Annotated in this window: 18 protein-coding genes; 15 read left to right on the forward strand and 3 right to left on the reverse strand. The window is 38.1% G+C overall.

Annotation, left to right across the window (positions count from 1 at the left end):
* The first annotated feature begins 23 nt into the window (after positions 1–23).
* From CGC63_RS05085 to CGC63_RS05095, 3 genes are read left to right on the forward strand one after another with little or no spacing between them, the layout of a single operon-like run.
* Positions 24–1,304: a DNA polymerase Y family protein gene (locus CGC63_RS05085; RefSeq protein ID WP_004223061.1), complete on the forward strand. Its 1,281-nt coding sequence runs from the start codon at positions 24–26 to the stop codon at positions 1,302–1,304.
* Positions 1,297–1,509, forward strand: coding sequence for a hypothetical protein (locus tag CGC63_RS05090; protein ID WP_004223058.1), 213 nt, complete (start codon positions 1,297–1,299; stop codon positions 1,507–1,509). The genes CGC63_RS05085 and CGC63_RS05090 overlap by 8 nt, the downstream gene beginning before the upstream one ends.
* The gene (locus CGC63_RS05095; RefSeq protein ID WP_004223056.1) at positions 1,503–1,946 is read left to right on the forward strand and encodes a GNAT family N-acetyltransferase; all 444 of its coding nucleotides are present in this window, start codon (positions 1,503–1,505) and stop codon (positions 1,944–1,946) included. Before CGC63_RS05090 ends, CGC63_RS05095 begins: the two co-directional genes overlap by 7 nt.
* Here the strand turns inward: CGC63_RS05095 and CGC63_RS05100 are convergent.
* Both CGC63_RS05100 and CGC63_RS05105 read right to left on the reverse strand, forming a co-directional pair.
* Entirely contained in the window at positions 1,943–2,479 is a 537-nt protein-coding gene (locus CGC63_RS05100; RefSeq protein WP_004223053.1) for an ECF transporter S component, read from the reverse strand. The two genes, CGC63_RS05095 and CGC63_RS05100, sit on opposite strands and share 4 nt — an antisense overlap.
* 118 nt (positions 2,480–2,597) lie before the next feature.
* Positions 2,598–3,170 (reverse strand): xanthine phosphoribosyltransferase, encoded by a 573-nt coding sequence (locus CGC63_RS05105; RefSeq protein WP_004223051.1) that lies wholly within the window; start codon positions 3,168–3,170, stop codon positions 2,598–2,600.
* 110 nt (positions 3,171–3,280) lie between these two features.
* On the opposite strand from CGC63_RS05105, the gene CGC63_RS05110 reads away from it, so the two are divergent.
* From CGC63_RS05110 to CGC63_RS05130, 5 genes are all read left to right on the forward strand, one after another.
* Positions 3,281–3,520, forward strand: coding sequence for a hypothetical protein (locus tag CGC63_RS05110; RefSeq protein WP_004223047.1), 240 nt, complete (start codon positions 3,281–3,283; stop codon positions 3,518–3,520).
* Between the two features lie 68 nt (positions 3,521–3,588).
* The gene (locus CGC63_RS05115; RefSeq protein ID WP_004223044.1) at positions 3,589–3,936 is read left to right on the forward strand and encodes a metal-sensing transcriptional repressor; all 348 of its coding nucleotides are present in this window, start codon (positions 3,589–3,591) and stop codon (positions 3,934–3,936) included.
* Between the two features lie 20 nt (positions 3,937–3,956).
* Complete coding sequence (locus tag CGC63_RS05120) at positions 3,957–4,799, forward strand: Mrp/NBP35 family ATP-binding protein (RefSeq protein ID WP_004223042.1); 843 nt, start codon at positions 3,957–3,959, stop codon at positions 4,797–4,799.
* Between the two features lie 272 nt (positions 4,800–5,071).
* Positions 5,072–5,299, forward strand: a complete 228-nt coding sequence (locus CGC63_RS05125) for an HPr family phosphocarrier protein (protein WP_004223039.1) — start codon at positions 5,072–5,074, stop codon at positions 5,297–5,299.
* A 70-nt stretch (positions 5,300–5,369) separates the two neighbouring features.
* Positions 5,370–7,724 (forward strand): ATP-dependent DNA helicase, encoded by a 2,355-nt coding sequence (locus CGC63_RS05130; RefSeq protein ID WP_004223036.1) that lies wholly within the window; start codon positions 5,370–5,372, stop codon positions 7,722–7,724.
* Here CGC63_RS05130 and CGC63_RS05135 read toward each other — a convergent pair.
* Positions 7,721–8,614 (reverse strand): LysR family transcriptional regulator, encoded by an 894-nt coding sequence (locus tag CGC63_RS05135; RefSeq protein WP_009246772.1) that lies wholly within the window; start codon positions 8,612–8,614, stop codon positions 7,721–7,723. The two genes, CGC63_RS05130 and CGC63_RS05135, sit on opposite strands and share 4 nt — an antisense overlap.
* A 445-nt stretch (positions 8,615–9,059) precedes the next feature.
* Between CGC63_RS05135 and CGC63_RS05140 the strand changes: the two genes are divergently transcribed.
* The 7 genes from CGC63_RS05140 (at position 9,060) to CGC63_RS05170 (ending at position 24,025) form a co-directional block, all read left to right on the forward strand.
* The gene (locus CGC63_RS05140; protein ID WP_004223032.1) at positions 9,060–12,827 is read left to right on the forward strand and encodes a phosphoribosylformylglycinamidine synthase; all 3,768 of its coding nucleotides are present in this window, start codon (positions 9,060–9,062) and stop codon (positions 12,825–12,827) included.
* Positions 12,828–12,997: 170 nt separating this feature from the next.
* Positions 12,998–18,004 (forward strand): immunoglobulin-like domain-containing protein, encoded by a 5,007-nt coding sequence (locus CGC63_RS05145; RefSeq protein ID WP_242648473.1) that lies wholly within the window; start codon positions 12,998–13,000, stop codon positions 18,002–18,004.
* Positions 18,005–18,235: 231 nt separating this feature from the next.
* Positions 18,236–19,201: a glycosyltransferase family 2 protein gene (locus CGC63_RS05150; RefSeq protein WP_004223028.1), complete on the forward strand. Its 966-nt coding sequence runs from the start codon at positions 18,236–18,238 to the stop codon at positions 19,199–19,201.
* Positions 19,179–21,665, forward strand: coding sequence for a YfhO family protein (locus CGC63_RS05155; protein ID WP_154965450.1), 2,487 nt, complete (start codon positions 19,179–19,181; stop codon positions 21,663–21,665). The genes CGC63_RS05150 and CGC63_RS05155 overlap by 23 nt, the downstream gene beginning before the upstream one ends.
* A gap of 29 nt (positions 21,666–21,694) precedes the next feature.
* A complete protein-coding gene (locus CGC63_RS05160; RefSeq protein WP_004223024.1) occupies positions 21,695–22,639 on the forward strand; it encodes a tRNA dihydrouridine synthase in 945 nt (314 codons plus the stop codon).
* A 3-nt stretch (positions 22,640–22,642) separates the two neighbouring features.
* Positions 22,643–23,245 carry a YdcF family protein gene (locus CGC63_RS05165; RefSeq protein WP_004223021.1) on the forward strand — a complete coding sequence of 201 codons (603 nt, stop codon included), beginning with the start codon at positions 22,643–22,645 and terminating at the stop codon, positions 23,243–23,245.
* A 195-nt stretch (positions 23,246–23,440) separates the two neighbouring features.
* Positions 23,441–24,025: a hypothetical protein gene (locus tag CGC63_RS05170; protein WP_004223018.1), complete on the forward strand. Its 585-nt coding sequence runs from the start codon at positions 23,441–23,443 to the stop codon at positions 24,023–24,025.
* Positions 24,026–24,062 lie beyond the last annotated feature (37 nt).

Here is a 24,062-nt window from a genome sequence, read left to right on the forward strand (position 1 = left end):
ACAGAGAAAATGGGGGCAAAAATATGTCAGATTGCGAAAAGGTGATTTTTCATATTGATGTAAACAGCGCTTTTTTATCGTGGGAGGCAGTTTACCGTTTAGAACAGGGCGGAACGGTAGATTTAAGAGAAATTCCCTGTGCGGTAGGCGGAGATAAAACAAAGAGAAGGGGCATTATTTTAGCAAAATCTCTGTCTGCAAAGGCATGCGGTGTAAAGACAGGAGAACCCTTGACAGAAGCGTTAAAGAAGTGTCCGTCTTTGATTGTTGTGTCGGCTCATCATAGCATGTATCGCCAGTATTCCCAAAAATTTCTTAATATTTTAAGGGAATACAGCCCTTCGGTAGAACAGTACAGTATCGACGAGGCATTTATGGATATGACGGGAATGGAAAAGCTCATAGGAAATCCTGTGGCTTTTGCTCATAAGCTAAAAAATAGAATTAGCAAAGAGCTGGGGTTTACGGTAAATATTGGAATTTCCGGCAACAAATATCTGGCAAAAATGGCATCGGATTTTGAGAAACCGGACAAGGTGCATACCTTATTTCCAACAGAAATCAAAACAAAAATGTGGCCGCTGCCTGTATCAGACCTGTTGTTTGTGGGGAGGGCTACTACGCAGGTTTTAAAGAAGCTGGGGATTTATACTATCGGAGACCTTGCCAATACAGATGTAGAAATTTTAAAATGTCATTTAAAAAAGCAGGGAGAGAGTATCTGGAATTTTGCCAATGGAAGGGATACTTCGCTGGTGGAAAGCGAAAGTCAGGGAAACAAAGGATATGGGAACAGTACCACCATTGCTTTTGACGTGACAGACGAAGGAACAGCCAAAATGGTGCTTCTTTCTCTGTGTGAAACAGTGGCAGCAAGACTTCGAAAAGATGATGTAAAGGCAGAGGTAGTGTCTGTTTCTGTTCGGGATTTTGAGATGAAAACAGTTTCTCACCAGAGGGTTATGGCAGCGCCTACCAACATCACAGGTGAAATTTATGATACGGTCTGTGTGCTCTTTGATGAGCTGTGGGACGGTATGCCTATTCGTCATTTAGGCGTGCATACCAGCCGTGTTTCTAAGGAAGAACGGGGACGTCAGATGTCCTTGTTTGATTTGAATACCAACTATGAAAAGATGGAAAAAATGGATATGGCAGTGGATAAAATCAGGAAAAAATTCGGAAATAATGCCATTATGCGAGCCTCTTTTCTGGATAATAAAAAGGTAGAAAATATGACAGGCGGCCATCCTGACGGAAGACAGGTGGATTTAAAAACATTGAAAGAGAAGAAAAATGAGTGAGATAATCGAAGAGTTTTTTAACGGATATTGTAAAAATTATGATATGGCAAGAACTGCCATAGGAGAATTTACAGAGGAAAACGGAGTTTTAAATCTGGAGCAAATTGACTGTGATTATGGAAAATGTCCATACGGTGAAGACTGCGAAATGATGCACAAGGTCTTTGCATTTATAAAAGAAAGGGAAGGTAAAAAGAAGTGTTAAATATCAGAGATATTCAGGAAAGTGACAGAGCGGAATTTTTTCAGATGGCTAAGGAATTTTATGGAGGTCCTGCATGTGACCACGATATTCCCCAAGAACATTTTGAGGCGACTTTGCAGGAATGTTTAAGAAGTAAAGAATATTCCCGTACATTGATGCTGGAAGATGAAACAGGCATAGTGGGATATTTCCTGATTGCAATTACATGGAGTAACGAAGCCGGAGGAATTACCATCTGGCTGGATGAATTGTTCTTTAAGAGCAGCTCCAGAGGAAAAGGCTATGGCACACAGGTATTTGACTGGGTGGAAAAAGAATATCCACAGGCAAAGCGTTTTCGTCTGGAGGCAACTTACAGTAATGAAAGAGCAATTTCTCTTTATAACCGTTTGGGGTATAAAGAACTGCACTATTATCAGATGATTAAAGACCGTTAAAGATTACTTCCGCTGTTTGCAGCAAGCATGCGTTTTACATCGGGTACTGCACAAAGAACAGGGTAGAGCAGCTGAGAAATGAGAAGTCCGCTTATTCCCTGAATAAGATTGGCAGGAATACTGGCAGCTGCGCCTTGTCCGTACAGGAAAAACTCAAAGAGGAAATATCCTCCGGCTACCAGTACAATGTCTGCAATTCCTCCAAGAGCTAATGGCAGATAGTGCTTTTTAGAAGAAGCAGCAAGCTTTTGGAAGGCAAGAGCAGAGAAAAAAGCTACCAGTCCTTTGATGAGAAAAGTAATGGGAACATAGGTCAGATATCCGCCTAATAAGTCGGCAAGACAAGAGCCAATTCCGGCGATGAGAAAGCCCCATACAGGTCCGAAAAGCGCTCCGGACAGAATAACAAGAGCGTCTCCGGGGTGGATATAACCGCCTGTTCCGGGGGTGGGAATACGGATTGACATGGTGGCTACACAGGTCAGCGCCATAAAAAGGGCGGACAGAACTAATTTTTTTGTTTGAAATTTCATAAAACCAGACTCCTTTATTTAAATTTAGTGTAATCATTATAATATAAAACTGGCTATGTATAAATAGCCAGTTTTTCTAAAAATAAGCAGTCCAGTTTGCAATGTGTTTCTGAATATTCTATTCACGGAAAGTTAAAGATGTGTCAGTCATGGAGTCAATAATTGCCAGAGACTCCACACGGATACCTCTTTCACGAAGCATATCGCCGCCTCTTTGGAAGCCTTTTTCAATTACAATTCCCGTACCTTCTAAGGTTGCCCCTGAATGATGTACAATATCAATCAGTCCGTTTAATGCGCATCCGTTTGCAAGAAAATCGTCAATAATCAGGACATGGTCTTCAGGACTTAAAAATTTCTTTGCCAGAATAACATCATAAACTTTTTTATGTGTGAAGGACTCGATTTTTGTAGTATACATTTCTCCGTCAAGGTTTACACTTTTTGCTTTTTTGGCAAAAACAACCGGTACATTAAAATATTGTGCCGCAATACATGCAATTCCAATACCGGATGCCTCGATAGTCAGAATTTTTGTAATCGGTGCATCTGCATAAATCCTTTTAAATTCTTTTCCGATTTCGTTAATCAGCGGAATATCCATCTGATGATTTAAAAAACTGTCTACTTTCAGTACATTTCCCGGTTTTACTGTACCGTCTTTTAAAATTCGTTCTTTTAAAAGCTCCATTTGTATTCCTCCTGTGTATTGTCATTTAAACAATCATACGATATATTTATTAGAAAGGCAATTTATTTTTTTGTTTTTTAACAAATCTAAAGAGAAGAGGAGCAGAAATTATGAAGGAATACGAAATTATAAGAGAAATTATTAACCTGTGTCCGGGCAACCATACAAGAGATACTTTTATTGAGGAGGCAGAGCTTCCCGATGATGCGGATTTAGAAGCTTATGTGAGAGACAAATTTAAAAACGAAGCAGAGCTTAAAATTGAGCGTATTGACAGGGAAGATGGCAGTGTAGTATTTGATGTAATGACAGCAGCGATACATCAAAGATATACTTTCTCAGAATTTTAACAGGGATTTTACATTGCTTTTTTTAACAGGTTTGTTATAATGAAAGGAGTGCGAGAAAGGAGAAAACTATGGATAGCAATCATGAACATACCCATGTAATGGAAGACGGAACTGTTGTTACACATAACCATGGACATTCTCATGGACACACCCATAGCCATGCGCATACGAAAGCAGTTCTAAACCGACTTTCCCGCGCAATCGGCCATTTAGAGTCTATTCGCCGTATGGTGGAAGAGGGCAGAGATTGCAGTGAAGTTCTGATACAGCTTTCAGCAGTGAAATCAGCCATTAATAATACAGGGAAGGTTATTCTGCAAGATCATATTGAGCATTGTATTGTAGATGCAATCGAAAGTGGAGATCACGAGGCTTTAGATGAGTTAAATAAGGCTATTGACCGTTTTATGAAATAAAGGAAGAAAGGAAAAGAGCAATGAACGAAGAAAAGAAACAGTGTGACAGCAAGAGCTGTACAAAAGAAGATTGTGCCGGATGCAGCCATGCAAAAGGTGCGGGCGTACCAAAGGAAAATTTAAACACACATTCAAAAATTAAAAAAGTAATCGGTGTTGTCAGCGGAAAAGGCGGCGTAGGAAAATCTCTGGTTACTGCCTCTCTGGCAAATGAAATGGCATTTCAGGGATACCGTGTCGGCATTATGGATGCAGATATTACAGGACCTTCTATTCCCAGAATGTATGGCTTAAAAGGCTCTGCCGTAGCGGATGACAAGGGAATTTACCCAATGGAAACAGGCAATGACGTAAAGGTAATGTCTGTAAATCTTTTACTTCCGCAGGAGGATGCACCGGTTATCTGGAGAGGACCGATTTTGGCAAATATGGTAAAACAGTTCTGGACAGATGTTGTCTGGGGCGAGCTGGATTATCTTTTTGTGGATATGCCGCCGGGAACAGGCGATGTGCCGCTTACCGTATTCCAGTCTCTTCCGATTGACGGAATTGTAATTGTATCTTCTCCTCAGGATTTGGTACAGATGATTGTGAAAAAGGCATACAACATGGCAAAAATGATGAACGTACCTGTTTTCGGATTGGTAGAAAATTATAGCTATGTAAAATGTCCGGACTGCGGAAAAGAAATTTATATCTTTGGAGAGAGCAAGGTAGATGCGGCAGCAGAGGAAGTCAATGTTCCGGTAATCGGTAAAATGCCGTTGGACAGAGAAATTGCAGCAGCAGTGGATGCAGGACAATTTGCCGGTGTAGTGAATACATATCTTTCCGGTGCAGGCAAATATCTGCCGGAGGTTTAGTACATTTTCATGTGATTTATAGAGAAAAAACAGTATGTTTTTGTGGAAAAATAGTCGGTCTTTCGTTAGGAAGACCGATTTTTTGAAATTTAAGAAAAGTTGTTGTGAAATATATATAAAATTGTGATGATTTGTGTTAAAAATATGTAAAGAAGCACTGAAAAAATCGGAATAACTGGTACTACCAGAGAAATGTCGAAAACAGGCTGGTTCTGTTGACAAAGGTCACTTTTAGTGCAATAATACCTAAGCACAGAAAGGGATGAATATTTATGGTAGAGCGCCAAATTAAGCTTACTGCAAATGAAGACGTAAAAGAATTCGTAAATCAGGCAAGTAAATGTGATTTCGATATTGATGTTTTTTACAACAGAGTGGTAATTGACGCAAAATCAATATTAGGAGTTTTAAGTATGGATTTGACCAAAGTCTTAACAGTAAGATGCAATGGTCATGATGAAAGATTTGACGAGTTTTTAAATAAATTTGCAGTAGCATAGGAAAAGGGAGCTGTCGCAGAAGTTGCGGCAGCTTTTTGCATATGAAAAAGAAGTATGATAAGATAGAGGTATGGAAAAAGAAAGAATAAAAATTTCTGTCCGAAATCTGGTAGAATTTATTTTGAGAAGCGGAAATCTGGATAACAGAAGAACAAGTGTGGCAGATCGGGAGGCAATGCAAAAGGGAAGTAGAATACACAGAAAGCTTCAAAAGCAGATGAAAGCTTCTTATAAAGCAGAAGTTCCCTTAAAGTGGGAGGAAGAATATTCGGATTTTATTATTGAGATAGAAGGCAGAGCAGACGGAATTATCGATGACGAGGAAGCGTGTGTCATTGATGAGATAAAAGGTGTATACAGAGACTTATATTTTCTGGAAGAGCCTGTGCCGGTTCATAAAGCACAGGCTATGTGTTATGCTTATTTTTATGCCAGCCAGAAAAAAATTTCGAAAATCGAGGTACAAATGACCTACTGCCATTTGGAAACAGAGGAAATTAAGCGGTTTCGGGAAGAATTTTCTTTTTCTTATTTGAAGAAATGGTTTGAGGATTTGCTCAGTGAATACTATAAGTGGGCAAATTTTCAGTATCAGAGGAGAATAGAAAGACGCAGCTCCATGGAAGGATTGGAGTTCCCTTATCCATACAGAAAAGGGCAAAAAGAACTGGTATCAGGAGTATATCATACCATGCGGACAGAAAAGCAGCTGTTTATTCAGGCGCCTACGGGTATCGGAAAGACTATGGCAGCTATTTTTCCGGCAGTTCGTGCGGTGGGAGAGGGGCATGGAGATAAAATCTTTTATCTTACGGCAAAAACCATTACCAGAACTGTGGCAGAGGAAGCATTTTCTATTTTAAAAGAAAAGGGACTGTCTTATAAAACTATCAGTATTACGGCAAAAGAGAAGCTGTGTCTGTGTGAGGAAACAGATTGTAATCCTGAGAAATGTCCTTATGCAGAGGGGCATTTTGACAGAGTAAACGCAGCGGTATTTGAGATTTTAAATGAAAAAGATACTTATTTAAGGGAAGATTTGCTGGAGCAGGCAGAGAAGCACAGAGTATGCCCTTATGAAATGTGCCTTGATATTTCTTCATGGGTAGACGCTGTTATTTGCGATTATAATTATGTATTTGACCCCAATGTATATTTGAGACGGTTTTTCGGTGACGGCGTTAAAGGAGATTATCTGTTTTTGATTGATGAGGCTCACAATCTGGTGGAGCGAGGACGGAAGATGTACAGCGCTGTTTTATGTAAAGAGGATTTCTTAGAAACAGCCAAAATTGTGAAGGAACACAGTGCAAAGTTATATAAAATTTTGAAGAAATGCAATCGTCTGATGTTGGAATATAAGCGGGAATGTGACGAATGTACCGTGATGGAAAATATTGCAGGACTTTCGTTACAGCTTATGAATTTATTAGGAGAGATGGAAAACTTTTTGGAAAAGGAACATGAGGAAAAGGTACAGAAGGCTGTGCTGGAATTTTCTTTTTCTGTTCGGCATTTTCTGAATATGTACGATATTGCAGATGAAAATTATGTGATTTACAGCCATTATGATGATGAGCAGCGGTTTCTCATCACCCTTTATTGTGTTAATCCGAAAAGAAATCTTCAGGAATGTTTAAATAAAGGAAGAGGAGCGGTGTTTTTCTCAGGAACATTTTTGCCATTGCCTTATTACCGCTCTTTGTTTAGTGAAAGACGGGATGATTATGCCATCTGTGCCAGCTCACCATTTCTTCGGGAAAATTTAAAGCTTTTGGTTGCCTGTGATGTGAGCAGTAAATATACAAGGCGCGGTGTTTCAGAATATGAGAAAATGGCAGAGTATATTTATGAGCTGGCAGCAGGAAAACAGGGGAATTATATGGTGTTTTTTCCCTCTTATCGTATGCTGGAGGACATTTACGAGATTTTCCGGAACAAGACAGAAGAGAGACAATTTGAAGTATCCTGTATTTTGCAGAGCAGCAATATGACAGAGCAAGAAAGGGAAGAATTTCTGGAAGCTTTTCAGGAAAATTCTGCAAAAACCCTGATAGGATTTTGCGTGATGGGCGGAATTTTTTCAGAAGGGATTGATTTAACAGGAGAGCGTTTGATTGGCGCTGCCATTGTGGGAACGGGGCTTCCGCAGGTGGGCTGTGAGCGGGAAATTTTGAAGAATTATTATGATGAGAAAGCGCAAAACGGCTTTGCCTACGCATACAGATATCCCGGAATGAACAAGGTATTGCAGGCGGCAGGCAGAGTCATTCGTACAAAAGAGGACAGAGGTGTGGTACTCCTTTTAGATGAACGTTTTCTGCAAAGAGAATATTTAGAATTATTCCCACAGGAATGGCAGAGCTATGAAAGGTGTACTGTTGGAAACGCAGGGCAGAAAATCAGGGCTTTCTGGGACAGCTAAACCATAAGCTTATCACAGTGAAGATACTCCAAAAAATTTTTTGCGGCAGGAGAGGATAAAAGCTTTGGATTATACGCAAGGACAAGCCGGCGTTTCGGAAGGTTTTCTTTTAATTTTAATGGATAAAAATCCTTTTTTTGTGATTTCAGGACATAATCCGGAACAACGGTAATTCCCAGTCCGATACGGGCAAAATCAAGGAGCAGGTCATTGCTGGAAAGCTCTGCTTCCGGTGTCAGGGACACGCCGTTTTTAATAAAAAACTCATGGAGAAACTCACTGGTAGAGCTGGTTTTATCCAGCATTAAAATAGGATATTGGGCAAGCTGTTTCAGAGAAATAATCTGCTCCTGAAGGCTGAAAAATTTCTTTCCTGCCACAAAGACGTCTTGAAATTCCTGTATGGTACAACACATATCTTTATTGGTAAGGTGCGGGTTTGGGGCGTTGGTAACAATAAAATCCACCTTGTTATTGTGCAATAATGAAACGCAGCCTCCAGAAGTAGAGTTGGTTACCTTAATAGGAATATTTGGAAACTCCTTATGAAAGCGTTTAAAATAAGGAAGCAGAAAATAGCGGCAGATGGTATCCGATGCTCCCAGACGCAAAGGAGCTTCAGAAGGCTGTGCGTGAGAAATCTGTCGTTCTGCATTGTAAAGAAGATTGACCGCAGGCTCTACATAACGAAGTAAAGCTTCTCCTTCCGGTGTCAGGGTGACTTTTTTCGTATTTCTTAAAAATAAGGGATGCCCCAGCTTATTTTCTAAAGCCTTTACAGCCTGACTTACCGCAGACTGGGAGATGTAGAGCTGACGGGAAGCTTCTGAGAAATTTAAGGTAGTGGCAACATAGTAGAAAACTTTGTATAATTCGAAACTGATATCCATGATTGTTCCTTTCTATTGCTTTGGGGTATATAGGTGCTCAGCTATTTCATCGCAAATTGCTCCATTTTTTTATTTTTCTCCGCCACTTATCGATGCTTTGTACGCAAAACTCGTGCTTGCGCACTCAGACACAGCCTCCAAAGCATCATTATGCTCGAAAAATTGCAAAAATGTTCGCATCATTTGCTAAGAAATACTGAGCCTATATATACGGAAAGTAATGGAAAAGGGGAGTTAAATAATTTAAGGAGGGACAGAAAGACATAAAAAATTAGTAGTTGTCTATATCATAAAAAAAAGTTAATAATATGTCAATAAGTATTGCTAATAAATAATATAAGTTATATTAATTTTACTAATAAAGTGAAATGTGATAAGCTAAGAAAAGAAGTGGCACAAGAAAACTATACGAAAGCCATTGCCTTACAGGCAGAAAGGAGCCCACATGAGCAGTGTAAAACGTGTTTATGTTGAGAAGAAGCAGGACTTTGCAGTTCAGGCAAAGGAATTGAAGAGTGAGATTGAAGGTTATTTAGGAATTAAAGATGTAACTGGCGTGCGTGTGCTAATTCGCTATGATGTTGAAAACATTTCTGACGAGGTATTTGAAAAAGCATGTACCTGTGTATTTTCAGAGCCTCCGGTAGATGATTTATTTAGAGAAACTTTTGAAATGGCAGAGAATGCAAAGGCATTTTCTGTGGAATACCTTCCGGGACAGTTTGACCAGAGAGCGGACTCCGCTGTACAGTGTGTGCAGTTTTTAAAAGAGGATGAAACTCCGATTATTCGTTCTGCAACGACTTATGTAATTGAAGGTAATATTTCTGATGAAGAGCTGGAAGCAATTAAAAATCATTGCATTAATCCGGTAGACTCCAGAGAAGCAGAAGCTGCAAAACCGGAAACATTAGTAACGAAATTTGAAGAACCGGAAGATGTTAAGATTTTTGACGGCTTCATGGAAATGCCGGAAGCAGACTTACAGGAATTATACAATTCTTTAAATCTGGCTATGACATTTAAGGATTTCCTGCATATTCAGAATTACTATAAAAATGAAGAAAAACGCAATCCTTCCATGACAGAAATCCGTGTTCTGGATACTTATTGGTCAGACCATTGCCGTCATACAACCTTCTCCACAGAATTAAAGAATGTTACTTTCGGCGAAGGTGATTACAAAGAGCCAATCGAAAAAACTTATGAGAAATATCTGGAAGACCGTCAGGTACTTTACAAAGACAGAGATGATAAATTTGTTTGTCTTATGGATTTGGCTTTAATGGCAATGAAAAAGCTGAAATCTGAAGGAAAATTACAGGATCAGGAGGAGTCTGATGAAATTAACGCCTGCTCCATCGTTGTTCCGGTAGATGTAGATGGAAAAGAAGAAGAATGGTTAATCAACTTCAAAAACGAAACACATAACCACCCAACAGAAATCGAGCCTTTCGGTGGTGCGGCAACCTGCCTTGGCGGTGCAATCCGTGACCCGCTTTCAGGACGTACTTATGTGTATCAGGCAATGCGTGTGACAGGTGCGGCAGACCCAACTGTTTCCGTAAAAGAAACTATGAAAGGTAAACTGCCTCAGAAGAAGCTGGTTCGCGGCGCTGCTCACGGATATTCTTCTTACGGTAACCAGATTGGCCTTGCGACAGGTTATGTAAAAGAAATCTATCATCCGGACTACGTTGCAAAGCGTATGGAAATCGGCGCTGTTTTAGGCGCTGCTCCAAGACGTGGGGTTATTCGTGAAAATTCTGATCCGGGCGATATCATTATCTTATTAGGCGGACGTACAGGACGTGACGGCTGCGGTGGTGCTACAGGTTCTTCTAAAGTACATACAGAGGAGTCTATTGAAACCTGCGGTGCAGAGGTACAGAAAGGTAATGCGCCTACGGAAAGAAAAATTCAGAGATTATTCAGAAGAGAAGAAGTCAGCAAAATCATTAAAAAATGTAATGACTTTGGTGCTGGCGGTGTTTCTGTTGCCATCGGTGAGCTGGCAGCAGGACTGAAAATTGACTTAGATAAGGTTCCAAAGAAATATGCAGGTCTTGACGGTACAGAAATTGCTATTTCCGAGTCACAGGAGAGAATGGCAGTTGTGATTGATCCAAAAGACGTAGAGAAATTCCTTGGGTTTGCAAAAGAGGAAAACTTAGAGGCAATTCCTGTTGCAACGGTAACAGAAGAACCAAGATTGGTGATGAACTGGAGAGGCAAAACCATTGTAGACTTATCCAGAGCCTTCCTTGATACAAACGGCGCTCATCAGGAAACAGACGTATTTGTAGAAATTCCGGGTAAAGAAGACAATGCTTTGACAAAAACAAAAGAAGTGAAAGACGTAAAAGAAGCATGGCTTTCTACTTTAGCAGACTTAAATACCTGTTCTCAGAAGGGACTTGTGGAAATGTTTGACGGTTCTATCGGAGCAGGCAGCGTATTTATGCCTTACGGCGGTAAATATCAGCTTACAGAAACACAGACTATGGTAGCAAAAGTTCCTGTATTAAACGGTAAAACAGAAACCGTAACCATGATGAGCTATGGATTTGATCCTTATGTATCAAGCTGGAGCCCATATCACGGAGCTGTTTATGCAGTGACAGAGTCTGTTGCAAGAATTGTGGCAGCAGGTGGTGATTATAGTAAAATCCGCTTTACTTTCCAAGAATACTTCAGAAGAATGACAGAAGATCCACATCGTTGGAGCCAGCCATTTGCAGCGCTTTTAGGCGCTTATGCGGCACAGCTTGGATTTGGTCTTCCGTCTATCGGCGGAAAAGACTCCATGTCAGGAAGCTTTAATGAAATTGATGTGCCTCCTACATTGGTATCTTTTGCAGTTGATGTGGCAAAACAGAAGGATGTTATTACACCGGAACTGAAAAATGCCGGAAATAAATTAGTATGGCTTCGTGCACCAAAGGCTTCTTATGATTTACCTGATTTTGAAGCTTTAAAAGAACAGTATGACAAGCTTCATGAAGACATTCAGGCAGGCAGAGTTGTTTCTGCTTACGCTTTAGACCGTCAGGGTATTGCGGCAGCCGTATCAAAGATGGCATTCGGTAACCAGATGGGTGTAAAGCTTTGCGACAGCGTAGAAGAAGCAGCCGTATTCGGAGCAGGCTTTGGCGATATTATCTGTGAAGTGGCACATGATAAAGTAAATGAACTGAAAATGGATTGTGTTGTAATCGGTGAAGTAACAGATAAAGCAGCATTTGAATATAAAGATATGACAATTTCTATGGCAGAAGCTTTGGAAACATGGAAAGCGCCATTGGAAAACGTATTTAAAACACGTTCCGGTTCTGAAACAGACGATGCAACAAAGAGCATGGACAGAGGCTTATATGATACAAAAGAAGTTCATATCTGTTCTCATAAAATTGCACAGCCGACTGTATTTATCCCTGTATTCCCAGGAACAAACTGTGAATACGACAGTACAAAGGCATTTGAACGTGCAGGTGCAAAAGTGATTACAAAAGTATTCAAAAATCTGGATGCAGCAGATATCCGTGACTCCGTAGACGCTTTTGAAAAAGCCATCGACCAGTCTCAGATGATTATGTTCCCGGGCGGATTTTCCGCAGGTGACGAACCGGACGGTTCTGCAAAATTCTTTGCAACTGCATTTAGAAATGAAAAGATGAAAGAAGCGGTTATGCGTCTGTTAAATGAAAGAGACGGTTTGGCTCTTGGTATTTGTAATGGTTTCCAAGCTCTTATTAAACTGGGCTTAGTACCTTACGGAGAAATTGTCGGACAGACAGAAAATTCTCCGACACTTACCTTCAATACAATCGGACGTCATATTTCTAAGATTGTATATACAAAGGTTGTAACAAATAAATCTCCATGGCTGTTAAAAGCAGAGCTTGGCAAGGTTTATGCAAACCCTGCTTCTCATGGTGAAGGTCGTTTCGTAGCAAATGATGAATGGCTGCAGAAGCTGTTTGCAAACGGTCAGGTAGCTACACAATACTGTGATATTAACGGCAATGTTACGATGGACGAAGAATGGAATGTCAATGGTTCTTACTGTGCAATTGAAGGTATCACAAGTCCTGACGGACGTGTGCTTGGTAAGATGGCACATTCTGAAAGACGTGGTGATGGCGTTGCCATGAATATTTACGGTGAACAGGATATCAAGATTTTTGAGTCTGGTGTAGAATATTTTAAATAAAGAAAAATGATAGGAGTATCCGGCAGGAAGTTATCTGCCGGATACTTTTTTCTAGAAAATTAAATTTACATGGATTTAAAAAAGTATTAACAAATTAAAGATAGAAGCAGGGAATAGTGTATGTTACCTTTATCATAAAGAAAAATGCAGTCAAAATGATGGAGGTAAGTATGAAGAAATTAGACAGGAAATCTATAACTATGAGCATGCTGGGGCTGGTTGCTATTGTAGGAGTTGGTCAACAGGTTTTAGCTCAAGATATAGAGAAGACCTCTCAAGAGGTTCAAGCACCAATTCTTGTTACTGAGGTTGTACCTAATACAGATAACTTAAATAGTCTTGATGCGTATGAATATTTTGAATTAACCAATATTACAGATCAAAGTGTAGATATGGAAAATTATGATTTGGTTTATTTAAATGGTGAGAAAACAAGTGTTTGGACTCCTGATTTTGAAAGTATTCCCGCAAAGTCCAGTGCGATTGTTTGGATTAGAAATGAAGGGAATACCGAAATTACAAAATCTGATTTCTGTGCATATTATACCGAAAAAGGATATGGAGAAATAGAAGAAAATTCTCTTATAGGAGAACTGGAGTGTGATGGGTTAAGTAATTCGGGAACCAGACAACTTCAAATTCTGTCAAAAACAGGAAAAATTCTTACGACAGTGGAATACAATACAGATGAGTCGGAGAATAAAAAAATAGATGTAGATGAAGCTATTTGCTTTTCTTATGATAATAGTAATGTTACATCAAAATATGATTGTGAACCAACGCCTTTAACAGTAGCTCCGGAAGACATAAAATGTGGATTTACCTTTCCATCTAAAGTAGATGCAGCAAATATGATAGCAACAGAGGTTTCTAATTTAGATGAGAATACAGACTTAAATATTGAAGTGACGGATACGAATTTAGGGATAGATCAAATCCTTTCAGGGAAAATTATAATTGATGGAGAAAATGAATATCCCCTTCATTACAATGAAAAAGGAAAATTAGTAGGGACAGTTCCGTTTTCAGATTTGGAAGACAAAGAAAGTTTTTTTTATCAAGCTACAATATTTGATGGAACAAACACAGCCAAAACTCAGGAACGGCAGGTAGTGATTCATAAGGACGCAGAAAAGCCGGAGATAGATATTACAAAGGTACCACCGCTTACGATAACGGAGGTTCTTCCGGATACTTCAAATGTAGAAGGCGCAGATGCGTATGAATTTATTGAAGTAAGTAATAACTCGAATCAGGAAATTAATTTAAAAGATTATGGGATTTATTACGTATATCCGGATACCGGAGTTCAGACGGCATGGTGGGAAACAAATAAAGATAAAAAAATACAGCCGGGAGAAGCACTGGTGTTTTGGATTAAAAATGGCTCGAATGATTATCTGACAAGAGATGATTTTAATGCAAATTTTGGAGTAGAGTTATCAGAAAATGAATTGATTGAGGTTTCCAGTGGTGGTATGGCGAATAGTGGGAAAAGAGGAATTCGGATTTGTACAAATGTAGGAGACGAAATTGATAGTATTGTTTATAATGATGCAAATGCAGACAATACAATAGCAGATAAGTCAATTACATATCAAAATCAGTATACCAATGGCATTTTTCAAACAGTTATGACAAGTGATGAGGCAGAACCTACGCCAGGGACAATTACTGATAAAGAAAAGGCAACTTATCAGGCGCAGTTGACAGTACCAGCAGATTCCCCAAAAGTGGTGGACCATACAGGTACAGCCTTTGATAATTCAACAGAGTCATTTCCGTTTTCAGTAGAGGCTTTTTCAAATGAAACTACAATTAAAACAGTGATGCTATATCTAAAAAATAATAATCAATCCCAATTTGAAAGCTATAAGCTGGTTCGCAGCGGAGAAAACCAATTTGAAAAAGTATTAAGTAATGTGGATTTGTTAAATAAGAAAAACTTTACATACTATTTTGAAGTAAGCGATGGATATTCTACCATTCAGACAGAAGAAAAAGAAATTTATAATACAGATGCAGAAATAATGGAAAGCTTAAATTTGAAAGACGGGGATATTGTTACCGATAAACAGCAAATTATTGCAAACGGCAATCAATTACAGATTGACGGCGTGGATGTTTCTGAAAAATCACAGAAATCAATTAATGGAAATGGAAAAATTGCCTTTGAGGCAACTGATACAGATGTATTTTTTAAAAATGCGGTAGCCGTTGATGGAGAAGTTGTAGGAGTATTCAATGAGGGAACTTATAGTGATGTGGCTACCTATGTATACGATATTCATGCGGAAAAATTTGACGTAGAAAATAAGACAATTACCGTAGAATTTCATGCGGGAAATAAGGCAAATGTTCTGGAGCATAATATAGAAAATAATGATGACTTTACCATTCGGAATATTCGCTTGATATTGCCAAACGGAAAGACATTATTTCCAATTTCTTATCAGGCGAAAAAAGGCTTGGGGGCTGTTGAGCATGATAATATGGATCAAGCGCCGATGATAGATGTATCCATACCATCGCAGGAAACCGATATTTCTATGGGAGACGGAACATCAAAATATGAAATATTATATGCTACTTTTCACTTAGAAGATACCGATTTTGATGCAATACGATACTTGTGGGATACAACACAGGAAACAGATGGTGAACATGTAATTTCCAATGGAAAAAGCCAAATTTCTGTAAGAGTAGATAATACGGCACCGGAAATTATCAGTAATATAGAAGAAGGAAAGCTGTACCATAGCGGAACAATTGAAGCAGAGGTAAAAGATACAATTAGTAATCAAGTATCTATGGCGGTACTTTTAGATGGTAAGAGTATTTCAGTTCCGTATGAATTTCGTGCACTGGAAATGAAGCAGGGAGAACATATTATTCAGATTACAGGTAGAGATGAAGTAGGAAATATGGCAGAAAAAGAAATTCATTTTACCACACCGGTAGAGTCAGCAACCATAGATGAAAATGTTTTGCCTGAAAATGGTACAACAGTACAGACTGCTCCAATATTGTCGATAAAACCAACAGATGAAACAAATGATGATATGACAGTTACTTTTAAAAAAGGTGAACGATATCAGTTGGGCGACAGCAACATTGTGAAAGATAGCGGAATTAGCAATCAAAGTGGAATAGTAGAAAAAGCTTTTGAAGAAAATATAGGAAATGGTTTTCCGTATGACAGCTTCCAGCTTCAGTTAGATGATACAGTAGATGAGAATACAGTTATTTCCTTAGAATGGTCTGGAAATAGTAACAATGAAAAGACATTTATGTATGTATATAATACAGCCTTAGAACAGTGGGAAAAAATAGAGGCACAACAGACAATCATAGAAGAAGGAATGAAATTAACAGGAGATGTAACGTTAAAAGACCATATTTTAGATGGCAAGGTGAATGTCATTGTACAGAATGGAGAAGGGTATACACCTACACAGTATGATGAAAATTCAGGAGCTTCAAATTATTCTATTAATGAAACACCGGACAATGTTGAAACCTTCAATGAGAATGATACACCAAGAAACGAGTATGATTTTACATTTGCAGTAGAAAGCGATACGCAATATTATAACGAGGATTATGAAGACAATCAAGATCAGACGGTAGACGGAGCGTATCAGCATCAGTTGAATATTCATAATTGGCTATTAGGAAATCGGGAAAGAATGAATATTCAGTACTTGTTCCATGATGGAGATATTATTGATGACGAACCAAATCAAAAGGAATGGGTTCAGGCTGACGAAGCGTATCAGAAATTAGATGATGCAGAGTTTCCTTATGGAATTCTTGCAGGCAATCATGATGTAGGACATCTCAATGGTGATTATGGAAATTATCAGCAATATTTTGGAGAAAGCCGTTATGAAAATAATCCATGGTATGGGGAGAGCTATAAAGATAATCGGGGACATTACGATTTGATTACTGTTGGTGGAATTGATTTCATAATGATTTATATGGGCTGGGGAATTGGAGATGAGGAAATTCAATGGATGAATGATGTATTGGCACAATATCCGGAGAGAAAGGCAATTTTGAATTTCCATGAATATCTTTTAGCAAGTGGGGGATTAGGAGAAGAACCACAGCGTATTCATGATGAGGTTGTTGCAAAAAATGAAAATGTATGTATGGTTTTATCCGGTCATTATCATAATGCAAAAACAACGGTAGATACTTTTGTTAATGAAGATGGAACACAGAGAGAGGTTTACAATTTATTATTTGACTATCAGGGCTTAATTGAGGGTGGTGCAGGATATATGAGATTGATGCACTTTGACTTAGATAATGAAAAAATTATTATTCGTACATTTTCTCCTTCTCATGGCGGTACGGAATATGAAAACTATGGGGATTATGATGCGAAACCGTCAGAAAATCCCAATGTTGGAAATGAATTTTGCATCGAAGATGCAAATCTAAATGATGCAGAAACGTTTGAAATTCCTTTTGCAGAGCTTGGTATTCAGCCGGAAATAAAAACTTTAGAAACAACCAGTTTAAATGTGAATGTTTATAATGATGATGTAATTGGCAGTGTAACAGATGTTAAAAGCGGAACCGATGCTTCCTATGTTTGGGAAACAGCAGAAGAAGGAATGAATGGCTGGTATGCAGAAGTTACAGATGATAATGGTGGATTTTCCAGAACAAATGTGCATTATATAAATGTACAATATGATACAGAAAAACCGATTTTAACAGTTCCGACAGATACAAAATTAAAAGAGGGAGATTGTTTTGATGAGTGGGAAGGAGTAAGTGCGGTTGATAATGTAGACGGTGACATCACAAAGAATATTATTATAACGGGTAAAGTCAATACTAGTATAGCAGGTGAATATGAACTTATTTATGAGGTTACAGATTTTGCAGGAAATAAGACATCCATTAACAGAAGCGTTGTAGTAGAACCGAAGAACGCAACACCTATAAACCCAGAAGATAACACGTCTGGCAACGGGAAATCGGATGGAGGAAACGATGATAATACTACAGCTGGTTTGAAACCACAGAGTACAGTACATAATAGCACAAATGTAAAAACAAAGGATGAAAATGAGGTTGGAATTTTGTTAGGAATAGCGTTTCTTGCATTTGTTACAGGAGGAAGTATTTTTGTGTATACATTAAAAAAACACAGATAACAGATAAGGGTAAGAAATAAATCCCTCTTGAAATAGCATAAATTTGTTATTTCAAGGGGGATTTTTGAATTTTTTTACAAAAAATTAAGAAAAAAGTCAGAGTTTCATTAAAAAAAAATACGATTTAGTTGCTATAATAAACCAAGTCAAGAATGAAATTTTATATGATGAAAGGATAGTTATCACAAGCAAGAATAAAATTCCTTATACAAAAGAAAATGAGGTGTCAATATGGACAAGATATCAATAGTAATTCCTTGTTTTAATGAAGAGGAAGCAATTCCGGTATATTACATGGAAATGAAAAAAATTATGAAAGAAATGTCCTATGTAGGTTTTGAACTGTTTTTTGTGGATGATGGTTCTTCCGACAGAACATTACAGGAATTAAGAGCGTTATCCGATAAAGACGAGAGATGTAATTATCTTTCTTTTTCCAGAAATTTTGGGAAAGAGGCTGCCATTTATGCAGGACTTTCTCATATCACAGGAAATTATGGTGTTGTTATGGACGTAGATTTGCAAGACCCTCCTGCATTGTTGGTAAAAATGTATGAGCTCTTGCAAAGTGAGGATTGGGATTGTGTTGCTACGAAAAGAGGCGATAGAAAAGGAGAGCCGAAACTCCGTTCTTTCTTATCTGACAGTTTTTATAAAGTCATTAATAAAATGTCAAAGACAGAAATTGTCAATGGGGCAAGGGATTTCCGAATGATGAAAAGAACCATGGTAGATGCAGTGCTTTCCATGAGCGAGTACAATCGTTTTTCAAAAGGAATTTTTCAATGGGTGGGATTTCGCACTACATGGTTGGAATTTCCAAATACCAGTCGTTGTGCGGGAACAACAAAGTGGTCTTTACGAAAGTTGGTGTCTTACTCATTGGAAGGGATTACAGGTTTTTCAGTAGCTCCCTTGTCATTGGCATCTGTGGCGGGAATTACTTTTTGTGGAATTTCTTTTCTGCTGATTATTTTTATTGTTATTCGTACATTAGCATTTGGAGATCCTGTTCCGGGATGGCCTTCTTTAGTTTGTATCTTGTTTTTTGTAAGTGGAATTCAATTATTTTGCACAGGAATTGTAGGGCAATATTTGTCAAAGACCTATTTGGAAACAAAACACAGACCTCTTTATATTTTAAAGGAGTCCCATGAGCAGAAGGAAGATGCAGATGAAGAAAACAGAAAAAATTAAAATACCTTTGCTGCTGTTTGTTATATGTCTGGCAGTATGCTGGATTTTTGTATTACAGTACGGAATTTTTGGTTCAGATTTAGACTGGGTAAATCAACACAGCGTATTGCCGGATTATTTCAGACTGCGATTTTACGATACAGGACAGCTTTTTCCTGATATTACGTGGAATTTAGGTGCGGGACAGAATATTTATAATTTTTCTTATTATGGTCTGTTTAATCCGATTATTTGGATTTCTTATCTCCTTCCCTTTGTTCCCATGAGTCTATATATTCAGATTACCTCCATTTTATCCTATGGTGTATCTGTGGTGATTTTTTACTGCTGGTTAAAGAAGAAATGGGATGACAGAATTACTCTGGCATGTACGTTTCTGTTTTTGCTGGCAGCGCCACTGGTGTATCATTCCTATAATCAACTGATGTTTGTCAATTATATGCCTTTTCTGTGTGCTGCCTTTTTAGGTGTGGATAAATATGTAGAGGAAAAGAAGAAAGCATTGCTGTTATGCGGCGTGTGTGGAATGATACTTACCAGTTTTTTCTTTAGCATAGGCGGACTTCTGGCGGTGGGGATTTATGGGGCTTCCAGATTTACAGAGAGAGGAATAAAAGTATTTTTAAAAGACAGTATTTCGCTGGCTGGAGTGCTGTTTCATGGAGTGCTTTTGTGTGGAATTTTGCTTATCCCTACGGCGTTTGTACTTTTGGGACGAGGTGGAAATGGTTCACAAGCAGAAGCAGTTGTGTCGCTTTTTACTGTTCAGCCTATGCGTTTTTTGTATACGCCTCATGGTGTAGGTTTATCTGCATTGGCTTTGGTTGCTTTATTTGATGGAATGGTATGCAAAAGAAAATGGCAGGAAAAAATGCTTCCAGTCAGTCTTTTTTTGATTTTTACCATTCCTCTTGTGGGATATGTATTAAATGGTGGACTTTATGATAAAGGAAAGGTTTTTATTCCTTTTCTTCCTCTTATGTGTATGGAGATTGCCAAGTATATAGAGCGTATCAAAAAAAGGGAAAATAGTTTTAGGGATATTCTGCCATATTTTATAACAGCAATTTTCCTGTTTGCAGGAAAAACATTCTGGGCATTGTTAGACTGTGGATTGATGTTGCTTTTCTTTTTTTTAAGGAAAAGATTTTCAATTTATCCTTTGGCGGTATGGGCTTCCTGTGTGATTTTGTTTTGCTCCGGTTGGGCAATTAACAAAGGGAGTAATCATATTATTCCAAAAGAAGATTATGAAAAGATTTTAGACAGAGATACTAAGGCAGAAGTAGAGGAGATTTTAGAAAAAGATACAGGCTGGTATCGCATGGAGGAGCAGCAGGGCGGAAAAAAAGAATTGCAGGATATAAACCGAATAGAGGATAGCAGGCAATGGATTACTTCCATGTATTCCTCTGCCTATAACGAAGAATACTATAAATTTCGCAGGGAAACCTATGATATAAACGAGCATTTTCGAAATAATATGATGCAGGCTGTATCAGACAATCCATTGTTTTTACAGCTTATGGGTGTGAAATATGTAATTGGAAATCACCCTTTAGCAGGGTATGAACTTTTAGAAGAAGGAGAAAACGGAAATCTCTATGTAAATTCTCATGCAGCACCCATAGGGTATGTAACCAATGAGGTGGTGTCGGAAAAGAATTATCAGACCTTGGATTTTCCTGCAAATCAGACCGCCTTTTTGTGGAAAGCGGTGACAGAAAGTGCAGGGGATGATGGAGATTTTCCTGTTATGAATACGTGTTCTTTGGAAATACTGGAAATCAACGAAGAAGAAAATCAGATTAAAAAAACTTCTTTTGGCTGGAGTTTTTCTCTTTCAACAGAGAAAAAAGTTAGTATACCGATGAAAGATGTGCCTATGACAGAAGATTTACTGTCCGTGAGATTTCAGGTGAAGAATAAAAAAGACAAGGATATGTATATACGGCTTTGCGGGCAGACCAATCGTCTTACTGCAAAATCTCATGAATATGCCAATCACAATGAGTCTTTTGCCTATACAGTTACCCTTAATCCGGAAAATCAGACAGCAGATTTTATTTTTGGACCGGGCGAATATGAGATTTCTAATCTGGAAGTATTTACCGGAAATTTAAGTGAATTAAGGAATGAAAAGCTGTATGAAACACCTTTAAAATTGGAAAAAACAGAAGGCGATACGCTGATTTGCAGTGTGAATAATAAAGAAGCAGGATATCTGATTACTAGTATTCCTTATGATGAAGGGTTTGAAATACACATAAACGGAGAAAAAACTTCTGTGGAAAAGGTAAATACAGCATTTGTAGGCGCAAAAGTACCAAAGGGAAAATGCACCATTGAAATTTCTTATGAGGCGAAGGGGAAGACATTGGGCTTTCTCTGTACAGGTGCGGGGATATTGCTTCTTTTTGGGTACAAAATTCGTTGTAATAAAAAGGGGAGAATGGTACAATAATTTAGAAAGTATAAAAACAGGAGATAATTATGAAATACTATTTTGCCCCTATGGAGGGAATTACAGGATATATTTACCGACAGGTTCATCATCAGTTTTTTCAAGGAATAGATAAATATTTTACTCCATTTATAACACCGGGAAGTAAAAAGCTGATGACCCCCAAGGAGCTGCGTGATATTTTACCGGAAAATAACGAAGGATATCATCTTGTGCCTCAGATTTTGACAAATCAGGCGCAGGATTTTATTCGATTGGCAGAAGAATTAAGAGAATATGGCTATGAAGAAGTGAATTTGAATTTAGGATGTCCTTCGGGAACGGTAACAGCGAAAAAGAAGGGTTCTGGATTTTTAGAATTTCCTGCCCAGCTTGAGAAATTTCTGAATGAAGTATTTGAAAATCTGGATATGAAGATTTCTGTTAAGACAAGGATTGGAAAGGATGAGCCGGAGGAATTTACAGAACTGCTTCGGATTTATAACCGATTTCCTTTGGAAGAACTGATTGTGCATCCCAGAATTCAAAGCGATTATTACAAGAATGAGCCCAGAATGGAACAATTTCAAGAGGCGGTGAGATGCAGTCAAAATTCCTTATGTTATAATGGAGATTTATTTACACGGTCAAAATGTGAAAAGTTCTTTGAAGAATATCCTTCCATAGAGAAAGTGATGTTAGGACGGGGACTTTTGGTAAATCCGGCGTTGGTACAGCAGGTACAGAAGGGGACAGTGTTAGAAAAGGTAACGCTAAAAGCTTTTCATGACAAGCTGTGTGAGGAATACACAGAAGTCATGTCAGGGGACAAAAATGTTTTGTTTAAGATGAAAGAATTGTGGTTTTATATGGGAAACCTGTTTGCAGATAACCAGAAATACTTGAAGAAAATAAAGAAATCCCAGCACTTAAAGGAATATCAGGCAATCGTAGAAGAAATGTTTCAGGTATGCCCGTTGGGAATAAAGGAATAATTTATGAACGATAAATTTTTAAATCAGATTACAGAGTTTATTTTTGTAGAAGATAAGCCTGAAAAGTCAGATGTGATTTTCATACCGGGAAGCGGGTTTCCGCAGTTGGCAGAGGAAGCAGCAAAGCTGTATCATCAAGGACTGGTGCCCTATATTTTGCCTTCAGGAAGATACAGTGTTTTAAACGGGAAATTCGCAGGAGTACAGGAAAAGAAAGAACTTTATGACGGAGAATATGAGACAGAATGGGAATTTTTAAAAGAAGTTTTGAAGAAAAACCATGTTTCGGAAGAACATATTTTAAGAGAAGATAAGGCAACGTATACTTATGAAAACGCCATTTATTCCAGAAAAGTAACGGATTGTCTGGGGATGGAAATAAAAAAGGCAATTTTGTGCTGCAAGCCTTATCATGCCAGACGAAGCCTTTTGTACTATCAGCTTTTATATCCGGAAACACAGTTTTTCGTGCGTCCGATACAGGACAGTGACGTAAAGAGAGAGAACTGGTATCTGACGGAAAAGGGAATTCGACTGGTGTTTGGGGAAGTGCAGAAGATTGGAGAGCAGTTTGAGGATATTACCAAAGAAATGAGTATGGAATAAGATAATAAATAGTTTAACAGGAATATATCTACATGGCTCTGCAGCAATGGGATTATAGAACTGTCAACGGTTCAAAAAAATTTCGGCAGATATTGATAATATGTTTGAAAAGATAGTATATGTAATTTGTGAATAAGTGATATAATAAGAAATCGTAGTTATAAAAAACGAAGATGAAGAAAAGGAAGAATTACTATGAAGATTACAAAAATAATATTAACCACAATTATGATTGTGGTTGCTGCACTAGGATTATTCCGAATTCTACCCTTCAATATAACAAATTCCATTATGTTTACTTCACTTGCTACTTTACTCTTGCTAAGAAGTATAGAGTGGAAAAAGAGCAGAGATAAAACAGGCTTTCTTTTTACATTTATTGCCGCTGTATTTATTTATATCGTTGTTATTTTCAACATTTGTTCTTCACTTCTTGGATATGAGAAAGTGGATAATCGAGACTGTTTGAAAGATATAAATCCTTCAGAAATAGTTGAAATTAAATGTTCAGGAACAACTGGTGGGAAAGATGGTCATTTTGAGTATTTCTTAGATGAAAGACAGCAAGAAGATTTTGTAGAACTGTTAGGAAAAGTGAAGCTGGGAAGAAAAGCAGAAAGAGAGGAGACATTATCTTCAGGAGCAGTTACCTATTATACATTGGAATTTGAAGATGGAGAGGTGTTAGAAGTCAGTCCTGGAAGATTTTTTATGGTAAATGACGATTATTATTATTTTTTGAATTATGATAAAATATGGGATGAATTTTTAGAATTGTAGATAAAATTATAGGCTGATATTTCACATAGAAATTGTT

The sequence above is a fragment of the Blautia hansenii DSM 20583 genome, from assembly GCF_002222595.2.
GTDB lineage: Bacteria > Bacillota > Clostridia > Lachnospirales > Lachnospiraceae > Blautia > Blautia hansenii.